Origin of the sequence: Acinetobacter sp. YH01018 (assembly GCF_013420295.1) — a bacterium.
Classification (GTDB): Bacteria; Pseudomonadota; Gammaproteobacteria; order Pseudomonadales; family Moraxellaceae; genus Acinetobacter.
On the sequence record NZ_VOYL01000014.1, the window covers coordinates 60516 to 75288 of the forward strand.

12 protein-coding genes are annotated in these 14773 nt (G+C 41.4%); 6 read left to right on the top strand and 6 right to left on the bottom strand.

Going from position 1 to position 14773, the window contains the following annotated elements:
* Positions 1-292: 292 nt before the first annotated feature.
* Entirely contained in the window at positions 293-907 is a 615-nt protein-coding gene (locus tag FTT83_RS07100) for a TetR/AcrR family transcriptional regulator (RefSeq protein WP_180174291.1), read from the top strand.
* A gap of 70 nt (positions 908-977) precedes the next feature.
* Here the strand turns inward: FTT83_RS07100 and FTT83_RS07105 are convergent, their stop codons facing one another.
* Complete coding sequence (locus FTT83_RS07105) at positions 978-1550, bottom strand: 5'-nucleosidase (protein WP_180174290.1); 573 nt, start codon at positions 1548-1550, stop codon at positions 978-980.
* Between the two features lie 320 nt (positions 1551-1870).
* Between FTT83_RS07105 and ribF the strand changes: the two genes are divergently transcribed.
* From ribF to FTT83_RS07130, 5 genes are all read left to right on the top strand, one after another.
* Entirely contained in the window at positions 1871-2872 is a 1002-nt protein-coding gene (ribF, locus tag FTT83_RS07110; protein ID WP_180174289.1) for a riboflavin biosynthesis protein RibF, read from the top strand.
* Positions 2873-2935: 63 nt separating this feature from the next.
* A complete protein-coding gene (ileS, locus tag FTT83_RS07115) occupies positions 2936-5782 on the top strand; it encodes an isoleucine--tRNA ligase (protein ID WP_180174288.1) in 2847 nt (948 codons plus the stop codon).
* The gene (gene lspA / locus FTT83_RS07120; protein ID WP_086196606.1) at positions 5775-6317 is read left to right on the top strand and encodes a signal peptidase II; all 543 of its coding nucleotides are present in this window, start codon (positions 5775-5777) and stop codon (positions 6315-6317) included. The genes ileS and lspA overlap by 8 nt, the downstream gene beginning before the upstream one ends.
* Positions 6310-6792, top strand: coding sequence for a peptidylprolyl isomerase (locus FTT83_RS07125; RefSeq protein WP_180174287.1), 483 nt, complete (start codon positions 6310-6312; stop codon positions 6790-6792). Before lspA ends, FTT83_RS07125 begins: the two co-directional genes overlap by 8 nt.
* Positions 6793-6945: 153 nt before the next feature.
* Positions 6946-7488: an NADPH-dependent FMN reductase gene (locus FTT83_RS07130; RefSeq protein ID WP_180174286.1), complete on the top strand. Its 543-nt coding sequence runs from the start codon at positions 6946-6948 to the stop codon at positions 7486-7488.
* A gap of 979 nt (positions 7489-8467) precedes the next feature.
* Here the strand turns inward: FTT83_RS07130 and FTT83_RS07135 are convergent.
* From FTT83_RS07135 to FTT83_RS07155, 5 genes are all read right to left on the bottom strand, one after another.
* Entirely contained in the window at positions 8468-9658 is a 1191-nt protein-coding gene (locus FTT83_RS07135) for a PQQ-dependent sugar dehydrogenase (RefSeq protein ID WP_373423491.1), read from the bottom strand.
* A gap of 319 nt (positions 9659-9977) precedes the next feature.
* Positions 9978-10301 carry an ankyrin repeat domain-containing protein gene (locus FTT83_RS07140; protein ID WP_180174285.1) on the bottom strand — a complete coding sequence of 108 codons (324 nt, stop codon included), beginning with the start codon at positions 10299-10301 and terminating at the stop codon, positions 9978-9980.
* Positions 10302-10365: 64 nt separating this feature from the next.
* Entirely contained in the window at positions 10366-11217 is an 852-nt protein-coding gene (locus FTT83_RS07145) for an abortive infection system antitoxin AbiGi family protein (RefSeq protein WP_180174284.1), read from the bottom strand.
* Positions 11218-11309: 92 nt separating this feature from the next.
* The gene (locus FTT83_RS07150; RefSeq protein WP_180174283.1) at positions 11310-12659 is read right to left on the bottom strand and encodes an aromatic acid/H+ symport family MFS transporter; all 1350 of its coding nucleotides are present in this window, start codon (positions 12657-12659) and stop codon (positions 11310-11312) included.
* 342 nt (positions 12660-13001) lie between these two features.
* Entirely contained in the window at positions 13002-14363 is a 1362-nt protein-coding gene (locus FTT83_RS07155; protein WP_180174282.1) for an MFS transporter, read from the bottom strand.
* Positions 14364-14773 lie beyond the last annotated feature (410 nt).

Genomic DNA, 14773 nt, shown 5'->3' on the forward strand with positions numbered 1-14773 from the left:
GCATCTTTTAGTCCAGCTTAAACATACTCTTTAGTTTTTTTAAAACTGCACCAAATCTAAACACAAAAAACCAGTCGTATCATTTACCAAAAAAAATCAATCCCATTTAATCATTTATATAAGAAATGCAATCATTGCCTATCGGTAGGTTCTATAGGATTTTTAACTCATTAAATAGCTAACCTACAGAATAAACTATCAATTATGATAAAAATGCAATTTTTAGTAATGCACAAATCTGTCGATTTGCCGTACAATTTGCCTTTCCCCTTTAATTTTTTTAAATTTGCCAATGGAACAAAAAAAGAGTACACAAAAAAGACATCAATTGCTAAATGCTGCACTCGATGTATTTTCCCTTTACGGTTTTAATGGGGCAAGCTTAGACGAGATTGCTCAGATTGCTGAAATGCATAAATCGAATATTTTCTATTATTATGAAAATAAAGAAGCTTTATATGTAGAAGTGCTCACCACCGTTCTACAGAAATGGCTTGCGCCACTGCAAATGCTGGAATCAGAGTTGGAACCTGAAGAAGCGATTACCAATTATTTATTGCAAAAAATTGAAGTGTCACGTACTCAACCGAAAGCATCCCGCCTGTTTGCGCTGGAAGTGATCCAAGGTGCACCCCATATTTTGCCAATTCTAAAAGGTCCTTTAAAGAAACTGTTTAAGCGCAAGGCTAAAGTGATTAGCGTATGGCAGGAACAGGGGAAAATTGCCAAAGAAATTGATCCTGAACTGCTGATTTTGAATATTTGGGCATTGACGCAAAACTATGCAGATTTTGCCACGCAAATGGAAATGGTCACGGGTAAAACCTTACGCAACCGCAGTATGCAACAACGTTGTATTCACCATACGGTACACATGATGTTATATGGCGTCATTCCCCGTCCATAACTCTTAAATTATCGTCAACGATAGTTTTGGCATACGACCATAGTTTTCTATGGTCGCCGAATTTCCACTTTCACTGTTCTTCTTTTATCGTTTGATATAATTTTGATAGCTTTTGCGCACCCAACAATAAATTTTCTTCCCAATCCAGATGCGCAGTTTCATTGGCCCCATCGGTAATATATTTCACTGAAACGAATCTTACCCCCAGTTTTTTACAGACTTTGGCCATGGCATAGCCTTCCATATCGACCAGATGGCATGGCACTTTAGGCAAGCCTATCTCAAAGCTGTCCCCTGTTCCGCAGATACCTTGAGGCAAATGCTGAAAATAGGACTGCAAATGGATTTCTGCCGGATGATCCTCATCCATAGGCGTAACCCCAACTGCAAAACCGAGCGGAGAGACATCCATATCCCGTTGCACAAAGGTGCTGACTTCGACCAGTTCATGCGCATTAAAATGCGAACTTCCGGCGGTACCCAAATTGAGCAGGGTCTTGCAACCGGTCTTGTGAATCACCTCGAAGGCTTTATATGCCGCATTGACTTTGCCTATACCGCTGTAATGGACTTCGATGCCTGCCTGTTCAAACAGACCTTTAGATTCACTGGGCAAAGCCATAATTAAAGCCAGATCAGACATAGCAAAACCTTATCGATGCACAAATTTAAAATTGTGCCAATTAGAAAAGAATTACCCAATAAGTGCAAATTTAAAATCATAAGCACGTTCCCGTACAAAAATTTGATCCCCCCGATTCACTTGAATATTTAAATTTATTTTTCTTATCATGAACGATTTTGAAACCATTCCATGCAATGAATCTTCTGGATGCAGATTTTTTCAAATACTATTTTTGCAAGAAATTTAATATTTTTTTGTATGAAAACACAACAACAAGACGAACGCGTAAGATTATGGCAATATATAGCCCTGATAACTTTTCACTTATTGATTCGCCCATGAAGCTGCTCCGCCTGAATGCTTTAGCGCCCAATTTTCAATTGCCAAAAACGGCCGTAACCATTGGTAATTTTGACGGTGTACATTTGGGCCATCAGGCAATGATTAGCCAGTTAAAACAGCTGGCAGCCGCAGAAAATTTAAAAACGCTGGTGATGATTTTTGAGCCGCAACCTCTGGAGTTTTTTAAGGGTTATGATGCTCCTCCACGTATTACCTCACTGCGTGAAAAAGTGGAATATCTGACTAAACTGGGCGTGGACTACATTGCCGTTGCAAAATTTGATAACCATTTCCGCAGTCTAAATGCTGAAAACTTTGCTGAACTGTTAAAACTCAAACTGAATGCCCACAGCCTGGTATTGGGCGATGACTTCCACTTTGGCAAAAACCGTCAGGGCAATAGTGAATTTTTAACAGCCTATGGTTTTCAGGTCACCAACTTAACTACGGTTGCACTGGATGGTGAACGCGTCAGTTCGACCAGGATCCGCCAGACCTTGCAAGCAGGTGATTTAGCCCTTGCTGCCAAATTACTTGGCCGTCCCTATAGCATCACCGGTCGGGTACAATACGGTGACCAGATTGGACGAACCCTTGATTTTCCAACCATTAATGTCGCGCTAAACCGTCATAAACCGTGCTTGAAAGGCATTTACGGCGTAGAGGTGATGTGTGAAACCCTATCGTTAAAAGATAAAGTGAAAGCCGACAATCCTGAAAAATCAGGCATTGCAGGCTATGAACCTACCGCCCTGTTCGGTGCCGGACATGTCGGTACCCGACCGGCCATCAAACAAGTCCATCCGGAATGGCGATTAGAAGTACATTTTCCTGATGTTTCTGCTAATCTGTATGGCCTGTTAATGCGGGTGACATTCTTGAACTATTTACATGGCGAAAAGGACTACCCTTCGCTTGAAGCATTAAAAGTCGGAATTGATGACGATGTTGAGAAACTGCTTGAGTTTCGACAAAACACGCCGCATTTTCCCTTTTAAATCCCAGATTTTTTATTGTAAAACGCGTCAGCCTCAGACTGATTAAATTGGAAGACAACTTGCATGAGCGATAAGCAAACTCCTGAAAATGCAGTGGATTATAAAGCCACGCTAAACCTCCCAGGTACTGAATTTGCAATGAAAGCAAATCTGGCAGTACGTGAAGCAAAATGGTTAGAAGAGTGGTATGCCGACAACATTTATCAGCAGATTCGTGCATCGCGTATTGGCAAGAAAAAATATGTGCTTCATGATGGCCCTCCGTACGCAAACGGCCAAATCCATTTAGGCCATGCCGTCAACAAAGTCCTTAAAGACATCATCATCAAAAGCCGCGTGATGGATGGTTATGATGCCCCTTATGTTCCGGGTTGGGACTGTCACGGTCTGCCTATTGAACTGAAAGTTGAAGAAAAAGTCGGCAAAGTCGGCGTGAAAGTCGATGCCGCCACTTTCCGCAAGCACTGCCGTGAGTATGCCTACACCCAGGTTGAATTACAGAAAAAAGACTTCGTGCGTATGGGCGTGTTCGGTGACTGGGATAACCCCTACCTCACCATGAACTTCAAGCAAGAAGCCGATATCGTGCGTTCATTGGGTGCAATTGCCAAAGCAGGTCATATTGAACCGGGTCTTAAACCTGTGAACTGGTGTTTGGACTGTGGTTCTGCATTGGCAGAAGCCGAAGTTGAATATGAAGATAAAAAATCCGATGCAATTGATGTCGGTTTTGCTGTGGTCGATTTAGCAGACCTATCTGCACGTTTAGGCGTTCAAGTAACTGACTGCACTGACATCGTGATCTGGACCACAACACCTTGGACATTACCTGCCAACCAGGCCGTTGCCCTGCATGCTGAAATTGAATATCAATTGGTCAAAGCACGTGGTGAAGATAAACAACCGCAAAACTTTATCTTGGCCAAAGATCTGGTTGAATCTGCGACTGAACGTTATGGCTTTAGCACTGTTGAAGTGATTGCCGATTTTACCGGCGCAAAACTTGAAAACCTGCAACTGCAACATCCGTTAATCGCTGATCGTCAAGTACCGGTCATCCTGGGTGAACACGTCATTGCAACCAGTGGTACAGGGGCAGTACATACCGCGCCAGGCCACGGTGTGGACGACTATAAAGTCGGCCTATTATACAACCTAAAAGTTGACAATCCTGTCGGTGGCAATGGCGTATATTTACCTACTGCACCAATCTTTGCAGGCGAACACATCTACAAAGCCAATCCACAAATTATTGCGACTTTGGCAGAAAACAATAAGCTGTGGGCACATCACCCAATCAAACACAGCTATCCGCACTGCTGGCGTCATAAAACTCCAATTATTTTCCGCGCTACACCACAATGGTTTATCAGCATGGATGCCAAAGGTTTACGTCAAGGCGCACTGAATGCGATTGAAAATGACATCAGCTTTGTACCGGATTGGGGTAAAAACCGTATCCAAGCGATGATTGAAGGCCGTCCGGACTGGTGTATTTCACGTCAACGTACTTGGGGCGTGCCAATTCCATTCTTTGTACATAAAGACACCAACGAATTGCACCCACGCACACCTGAATTGATCGAAGAAGTTGCGAAACTGATCGAACAAGAAGGGATTGATGGCTGGTACAACCGTGAAGCCAAAGACTTCATTGGCGAGGATGCCGAGCACTACAATGCAGTACGCGACACCTTAGACGTTTGGTTCGACTCAGGTACGACGCATTATGCAGTTCTACGTGAGCGTGAAGAGTTACAAGACCCAGCCGATTTATATCTTGAAGGTTCAGACCAACACCGTGGCTGGTTCCAGTCTTCATTGCTCACCTCAATTGCGATCAATGAACGCGCACCATACAAAGGCTTGTTAACTCACGGCTTCGTAGTCGATGAAAAAGGCCGCAAGATGTCGAAATCGTTGGGTAACATCATTACTCCACAAGACATTATTAAAGACATGGGTGCAGACGGCTTACGCTTTTGGATTGCATCGGCAGATTACCGCTATGAAATGACCGCAGGTAAGGAAATCTTTAGCCGTGCTTCGGATGGTTACCGCCGTATTCGTAATACCCTGCGTTTCTTGCTGGCCAACCTGAATGGCTTCCAGCCAGCTACTGATGCCTTGCCAGTGGATCAATTGATCGCGCTGGATCAATACATCCTGCAACGTGCTGCGGACGTACAAAAAACCATTCAACAAGCGTATGAAGATATGAACTTCCATATCGTCACCAATGCCTTGACTAACTTCTGTATCAATGACTTGGGTGGTTTCTATCTCGACATCATCAAAGACCGTCAGTACACCACCAAAGCGGATTCACAAGCCCGTCATTCTGCACAAACTGCCTTGTATCACCTGGTCCAAGCCTTTGTTCGCTGGATGGCACCGATCTTGAGCTTTACTGCTCAAGAAGCTTGGCCTTTAATTCCAGGTCAAAGCGAGAAATACGTGTTCACTGCCGAGTGGTATGACATTCCAGTCGCTTCAACAGCCAACCTGGTTTCAGAAGCCGACTGGCAGACTTTAATTAGCGTTAAATCTGCAGTCAACAAGCAAATTGAAGCGGCACGTAATGCCAAACTGATTGGTTCTAACCTGTCCGCCAAAGTTGAACTTTGGGCCAATGCTGAACTGAAAGCAGTACTGGATCAGTTAGGTGACGAGCTTCGTTTTGTCCTGATCACCTCTCAAGTTACTGTAAATGCCTTTGATGCAGCGCAAGGTGAAGCCACTGATCTGGAAGGTTTACGCGTCAAAGTCTCTGCAGCCGATGGTGAGAAATGTGCACGCTGCTGGCATGTACTGCCTGATGTGAATACACATCATGAACATCCAGGCCTTTGTTCTCGCTGTATTATTAACCTTCCTACAGGTCAAGGCGAAGAGAGAAAGTATGCCTAATCCGCAAAATAAAAAGGGCTTATTCCAGTTCTACCCGCACAATCTTGTGTGGGTCGGATTATCCATTGTGGCAATTATTCTGGATCAATGGACCAAATGGTTTGCAACGACGCATCTGAATTATGCAGATCCGGTCCCTGTACTGCCCTTTTTAAACTGGACATTGCTACATAACTATGGCGCAGCCTTTAGTTTCCTGTCCGATGCCGGTGGATGGCAACGCTATTTCTTTACTTCACTGGCAGCGTTAGTGTCTGTAATTTTTGTATTTTGGCTGATGCGTATGCCAAAAAAAATCGTGATTTTACCTATGGCGATTGCCCTGATTCTGGGTGGCGCCATCGGTAACCTGATTGACCGGGTCACCTTGGGTTATGTGGTCGATTTTATTCATGTTTACTACAACAACAGCCACTTTCCTGCTTTTAATATTGCCGATAGTGCCATTACCGTGGGGACTATCTTGCTCCTGATCGATACGTTTTTCCTGGAAAAACACCGTATTCAACGTGCGGAAGCGCAACAAAATGACTGATTTTATTAATCCAAATGAAGAAACCCGAATTGCAGAAGGCTCTAAAGTCGAGCTGCATTTTTCGGTCGCCATTGAAAATGGCGTGGAAATTGACAACACCCGTAGCCGCGAAATGCCTGTCAGCCTGGTAATGGGTGATGGCAGTTTATTGCCGGGTTTCGAAAAAGCCCTGTTTGGTCTACGTGCCGGGGACCGTCGTACCGTGAGTCTTCCCCCAGAAGAAGCTTTTGGTCCATGGAATGCTGAAAACGTACAAAAGTTTGACACCGTTAAATTCGAACAGCCTCCTGTTGTGGGTCATATGATTGAATTTGAAGATAAAGCCAAGCAAAGTCTATTTGGTGTGGTGAAATCAGTCGGTGAAGATATTACTGAAATTGATTTTAATCACCCGCTTGCAGGCAAGGACATTACCTTTGAAGTGGAAATCTTTAAAGTGACCCCTGCTGGTCAGCAAGCTATTAAACTGATGTAAAAGATCATCTAACGCATGATTTTTTAAAAGCTCCTTCGGGAGCTTTTTTATTTTCTGCTTACAGCGATGGTTAAAGATACAAATCCTTAATATTCAATAAATAATATTCATAATAAGTTAAAGATGACAATTCAAAAAATCTAGGATCTATACATGAAAATATATATTGTCGTGGGTAGCGTGCGTGAAGGTCGGACTGCCATTAAAGTGGCACGTTGGGTCAAGCGCAGTATTGATCAGGCCAATTTCAGTACAGTTCAGGCCGAACTGGTCGATTTAAAAGAATGGGCTCTGCCGATTTTTGCTGGTAGCCATCCTCCAATTACGGGCATTTATGATCAACCCAAACAACAAGACTGGGCAGATAAAGTGGCTTCAGGCGATGCCTTCATTTTTATTAGCCCTGAATATAACCATGGCTACAGCCCGGCACTTAAAAATGCCCTCGATTACGTCGGTAAGGAATGGCAAGGTAAACCGGCTGCCTATATTGGCTATGGTGCAACCAATGGCTCCCGTTCCATCGACCAGATTCGCCAGGTCGGAACGCAACTTGGCTTAGTGGACAGTAATGCAGTGATTGAAATTCGCGATATTTTTTCACGTAATAAAACCGAAGAATTTGAACCGAATGAGTTTGATGAAAAAGCTTTAAAAAGTGTACTGGATAAACTGATTCAATACGTAAGCAATTGATACCTAGAAAATCGTTGTACGTTTAAGCTTACAAGAGTTGAAGAATATATCTACTTTTCACACATTATCTTTCACGATATATTTAACTCATACTGAGACAGGAAGTCTCTAAACTTACAACTAGAAAGATAAGTGATATAACAGCAGGATGCTGCAAGGTACGACAGGAGTTATACCTTAGAAAGAATATAAAAAACCTCGACAGGATGTCGAGGTTTTTTTCTTTATGCATGATGCTGATCGGGCTGAGTATTTATCGAAAACTTCAACTAAAACGATTAAAGTTTACATGCTATTGAAACTTCAAACTCTATAATCACAAGCATACAAAAATGAGGAATCATTAGAATAACCCTCAGAATTATTCCAGCCACTCTCAACAAAATAATAAAATGGAACCATCAAGACAAGCAGGCCTTTTTTGATGCCATATACTAGAATAGCCTGTCACTACAATGGCAGAAAGGTGATGTAACTATTGTGGATAATATCAGGATTGCCGATTGGGGCATGAATGGCAAACAAGGCAACCGTAAACTGATCCAGATTCAGGCCAATGTGTTTAATGCAGACGAGCATTACACAGTCTGATTCAATGCAGTCATGAATATCAATTATTCTAAAAGCCCCATCAGAGGCTTTTGAACTTTATTAAATTTATTTCATAAATCATTTTCAATGACTATAAGTATTTCATAATACGAAAATAAAAAATTGATTTTTTAGCAAGTATTGGATTCATGAGTGTGGCATGGATGCCACACGTTTCCCATCACGACAAGAAAGTCATGTATGGGAAACAAAAAGTTTTTCTTACGGACTCAAAATATATTTTGAGATCCTCATTTTGACCTTTCAAAAGTAGCGATATTGCCTACGCAAAGGCATCAAAATGAAATCCATCAAATGAGGCTGTGCTGAATTAAAAAAATTAAGATTGAACATATTTTTGATTTATGAAAGATATCTATTAATCACCTTATTTCGCAGTCATTTTCAGCAGTCTGGCATTTTTACCATCTTCCAGCACCCAAATTGAACCATCTGCAGCTTGCAGCAAATCACGGATACGTTGCTTCATATCTACACGCTGTACTTCAGTCACAGGTTTCATCGCTGTATCTACCACCACAATGGACTTGGAAGACAAGCCACCAATCAGGGCTTTATTTTTCCATGCAGGAAATTGCGAACCGGTATAAAAAATCAGGCTGGATGGCGAGATGACAGGTGTCCAACTAATTTCAGGTGCTTTAAATTCAGGGCGGGTATGGTGGTCAGGAATATCTCTGCCATCATAATGATCGCCATTTGAAACCAGCGGATAACCGTAATTTTCACCTTTGACAATCAGATTCAATTCATCTCCACCTTTGGGACCCATTTCCACGACCCAAAGTTTCCCTTTAGGATCAAATGCTATACCTAATGGATTACGATGTCCCAATGACCAGACCTGTTTTGCGATCTCGCCCTGACCGTTAAACGGATTGCCTGAGGCAGGTGTGCCATCCTCATTTAAACGCAATATTTTGCCTAAATTGGATTGCATATTTTGCGCAGGATCAAACTTCTGGCGTTCACCTGAGCTAATCCATAACTTTCCATCCTGACCAAACAGGAGCCGATGGGCATAATGTCCCTGCCCTGATACTTTAGGCACCTGTTGCCAGATAGTTTTTAAATTTTTAACCTGTGGTTGCTGAACATTGGACAGATCCAGTTCGCCATGTGCGACCACAGCCCCATAGCCTCCCTGTCCTGCTTCTGCATAGCTTAAGTAAATGATATGGTTCTGTTCAAATTGTGGATGCAAGGCTATATCACCCAAACCGCCTTGCCCGCCATAGGCCACCTTAGGAATGCCTTTGACTTCAATTTTTTCTATGGTTTTGGGGTCAAATAACTGTAACTTTCCCTTTTTTTCAGTGACCAGTAAACGACCATCCTTCAGCCCTGTCATGGCCCAGGGTTCATTAAATTCTGCGACGGTGGTGAGTTTATACGTTTGATTGACTGAACCTGAAGAAGGTTTGGAAGATGTAGTTTCTACGGCTGACTTGGATGCCGGACTTACAGCATCAGTTTGTGCATTACACGCGGTTAAACTTGCTGTACTGATTAATATAGTTGTGATCAGCATACGCTGTCGGAATATTTTTATTTTCATCCTGATGATCCTCTGCCATTCAAATCGCTCACCCGTTTTATTCTAAGTACAATATTGAAAATCACTATTTTTTATTGGTAACAAACTTTCATTTGCTATGGTCAGCCTGTGTAAGAGATAACGTACATAAAATGGTTCTATTAACCTCTATCTGCCTCAAGATAAATTTCTTATTCTAAATTCATCAGGAAACAGGACGTTTCCCAAACAGAAAACAACAATAATAAAGTTTGAGCATCAGGACGTGAGGTACGACAGGAGTCATACCTAGGCAACCTATATAAAGAAGCCCTATCAAAATGATGGGGCTTCTTTTTTATCACGATAATCCTTTTAAGCTTTTAAGATAAGCTACGACTTCTTTATTGCCTGCCATTTCAGCAAGCTCTAAAGCCGTATAGGTACTGCGATGATCAACATCTGCGCCTTTACTTATCAATAGCTTCACGACTTCTAAATGATCATTTTCAGCTGCTGCCTGTAAGGCGCTATAGCCTTCTTCATCGGCAGAGTTGACGTCCAGGCCTTCCTGTAAAGCCTGTTCGACTTGGTCGATGTCACCAAGAGATGCCCAGTACACCAGTTCAGGAAGATGCAATTCATCGTCATCTTCAGGGATTGGGGAGAATGAGTTGAGTTTCATAGTTATGTACATGTGGTTTGTAATTTATAAATTATCTAAAAATACAAAAATAATGTATAGAGCTTTAATGTTCTATGAGGTCTTCCCATGCAGCTATACAAATAGATCTAGGTAATTTGGTTTTACTAATAAAATCTTCATAATAGTTAAAACCATCTTGTTCACGAGGAAGAATAATTACCGCTATATCATCAATAGAAAAACAGAAACTTTTAATTGAGCGCCATTCCCTTTCACAGTAAATCGTATCAAATTCTGACTCATCAAATGTTTTGATATAAGCTAGAAATTTTGAATATCCTTCATTTATATCAGTAGTAGCATAATCTAAGCTTGTTATAGCTTGGCTCAAAGGCCATACATCAATTTTAGTATCAATATCTTGTTCATATTTAAAACTCTCTAATTCACTATCTATATCATTACATTCACTTTCTAGCTCCCAAGTTATAGATTCTAAATCTGTAGCAGCGTCATAACTTTTATATATCTTATTAAGTAATTGAGAATTCTCTAAGGTATACATTACTGGATTAAAACCAGCTTTTATAATCGCTTCACGTCTAAAACCTATTGCAATTTTTCCATATCTATTTGCATGATAAGCAATGTGTTGTAGTGGTATATCTGCAATACAACAAACAGGAGCAGACTTAATGGTTACTGGATAGTTTTTTACTACATTGAAAGTATTATTCTCAAAGTCAAAAACTTTCTTAATAGGTAATACAATTTTTACTATTTCATTATAATTTCCAATACGAATTTCTTTACTTTCCAAAATTGAGTTTAAAGCTTCATACCCTTTTATAGAAGGTTTTAACTCTTTTAATTGTTTATTAGTTTCTACATCCCATAATGGACCACCTGTAAAATGCCAAAGTATTTTTGAAACAGTCCCCGGCCTAAAAGACATTTACTTTCCCTCTTTTTAATTTTTAAGTTGATTTTTTAATTATATCATTAAAAAAAAGCCCCCTTTCGGAGGCTTCTTTTTAAACTTAACTTTTAAGCTTTAGACACTGCCGGTTCAGTTGAACCAATCTTTTCAGACTCATCATCATGCATAATCAATGCAACAGCAATAGCAGTAATTAGCACCGGTAAGCCGACTGCAATGAAGTTGAAATGTGCAGGCAGGTTCATACCCAGTAAGCCACCAATCAAAATTGGACCTACAATCGCGCCCATACGACCAATCGCAGACGACCAGCCAATTCCTGTTGAACGTACTGCAAGTGGGTAGAACTGCGCAACATAGCTATACAGCAACATTTGCGAACCAATCGATGCTGCACCCGCCAGGAACACCAAGATGTAAAGTAAGAACTGGTTAGACGCAAAGCCCATTGAGCTCATCACAACCGCACCCATCATGCCCAGAACCATCAATACAGGTTTCAAGTGGAAACGGTCTGCAAGAATACCACCACCCACAATACCGACAACTGCACCCACGTTCATGACCATCATAAACATCAGGCTGTTATCCATCGAGTAACCTGCCGCCATCATCAGCTTCGGTAACCAGCTGCTCAAGGCATACATGGTCAGCAAGCAGGTGAAGAATGCAACCCAGAACAATAAGGTATTGGTTGCACGACCACGACGGAACAGGCTTACTACGTTTGCCGCTTCAGGTACACTTTCCTGTGGCAAAGTAAATGTGGTCTGGTCCGTAACCTTGGTATTTGGCGACAGGCGACGCACAATACGACGTGCCTCAGCCTGCTTGTTTTGCTTTACCATAAACGCCAAAGATTCAGGCAAGAATTTCCAGATTACAGGCAGTAAAAATAAAGGAATACCGGCAATAAAGAACATGATTTGCCAACCAAAATCAGGCGTAAACCATGAACCTAATAATGCCGCCATCACACCGCCGACCGCATAACCGCTAAACATGGTGGTCACAAGTGTGCTGCGCATTTTTTGTGGGGCATATTCAGAAGTCAGCGCCACCAGGTTTGGCATCACACCGCCAATACCCAGACCGGCCAGAAAGCGTAAAATACCAAATTCAGTTGGGTTAGAAGCAAAACCACCTGCAAAGGTTAAACCACTGAATAAAACAATACAGATCATGATGACTTTCTTACGACCAATCTTGTCCGCCAAGGAACCAAAGATCATCGCACCAAACATCATGCCTGCAAGAGCTGTACTGGCAAGCATTCCCGCTTGAACGGCACTGAGGCCCCAGTCCTTCATTAATAGTGGTAAAGTTACACCATTAATTGCCAAATCATAACCATCAAATAAAATTACCAGTAAACACCAAGCAACTACATTGAAGTGAAAAGGCGTAAATTTCGCATTGTCGACTACAGAATTTATATCTACAGTTTCCATTGTCATCGTTCTCATCTCCCATGAGTACTTGTCCGTAACATCCTTTAAATATTCGGCTGAATATTTAATTCGACGCAATATACGCAAGCCGGATTTAACGCACAATAAGACTAATTGATATTCTTCTATGATCACTGAAATAACATTTATTTGATTGATATATCACATTATTATTAGAGTAATTTATGATCATTTTTATAAGTAAATTGGGCTTTTCAGGCCTTCTAGCTCGATTATTTTTTTGATTGGTTTAATCTTTTATGAAATAGCATAAAAAAACCTCTTCATTTGAAGAGGTTTAGATATTTTTGAAATATTTAACGCTTAAAGATTCTGATCACAATACGATCATTGGGCTTTTAGAGTGTTCAGTTTTTTCACCGCTAATGGATCAGCTTTTACCACTTTGTCTTGACGAACAATCAATGCTACCGCAAGTGCCACAACAATTACCGGTAAACCGACTGCCATAAAGTTAAATTGATGTGGCAATTCCATACCCAGCAACATTCCAATCAGGATTGGTCCGATAATCGCACCAGTACGTCCAACTGCAGAAGCCCAGCCAATACCCGTTGAACGTACGGTTAGCGGATAATACTGTGCGACATAACTATAAAGCAAAATTTGTGAACCAATCGCGGATGCACCAGCAACTGCAACCAGTAAATAAATCACAGGTTGTGGAGATTTAAAGCCAAGTAAAGATAAAGCCACAGCACCTGATAAACATAAAGTAATAATGACTGGTTTTAAATGGAATTTATCTGCAAGAATACCGCCACCAACTGTACCGATTACCGCACCAATATTCATCGCAAGTAGGAACATCAAGCTGTTATTCATTGAGTAACCTGCTGCCATCATCAGCTTTGGCAACCAGCTGCCCAACGCGTATAGCGTTAACAGACACATAAAGAATGCAAGCCAGAACAACAGCGTACTGCCTGCACGCCCCTGCTTAAACAAGCTGCTGACAAAAGCAGGTTCAGAAATTTTAACTTCACTCAGTTCAAATTTAGTTTGTGCATTCAAGACTAAATTTGCGCTAAGACGCTGCAAGATATTTCGTGCATGTTCATCCTTTTGAGCCTTGACTAAAAAGGTTAACGATTCAGGCAGAAATTTCCAGATCAGCGGTAACAGCAATAATGGTACGCCTGCAATAAAGAACATAATTTGCCAGCCAAAATTCGGAGTAAACCAGGCACCAAATAGCGCTGCCATTACACCGCCTACCGCATAGCCACTAAACATCGTGGTGACCAGTGTTGCTCTTAAACGCTGCGGAGCATATTCTGAAGTTAAAGCAACAAGGTTGGGTAATACCCCGCCAATGCCCAACCCTGCAAGGAAACGTAAAGCACCAAACTCTGTTGGATTTGAAGCAAATCCACCCGCAAAGGTAAATCCACTAAATAACACCACGCAGGTCAGGATCACTTTTTTACGGCCAATTTTATCCGCCAAAGTACCGAATAGCATCGCGCCAAACATCATGCCTGCAAGAGCTGTACTGGCCAGCATTCCCGCTTGAACAGCACTGAGGCCCCAGTCCTTCATTAATAGTGGTAAAGTTACTCCATTAATTGCCAAATCATAACCATCAAACAGAATAATTACCAAACACAAAAACACGACCTTAAAATGAAAGGTCTTAAATTCAGCTTTATCAATAACATCATTTACATTGACTGTATTCATTGCCATATCCCCACCTCCTGTGAGTTTTAATTCATTGTGATTACTACGACACAGCACATGACCTGTAATCTTTTTATTATTTTTAATGATTTATAGCAGCATGCTTTCGTAACTGACTCAGTTGAACACAGCCATTTTTGAGTAAACACTCTACTAAAGTATTAAAAATGACCAAAATCCTAGACCCTTGGGTTTAGTTTTTAACCATTCTTAAATTGACAATTTTGAATTTGAATCAATAAAAGCAAAATTGAATTATTCTTTTTGAATTACATCTTTTTCTTTACCGATAAAAAAAGCCCCCTCGTTTGAGGGGGCTTTTTAAGGAATAATGAGCTGGCGATGACTTACTCTCACATGGGTAATCCCACACTACCATCAGCGCTAAGAGGTTTCACTTCTGAGTTCGGGAAGGG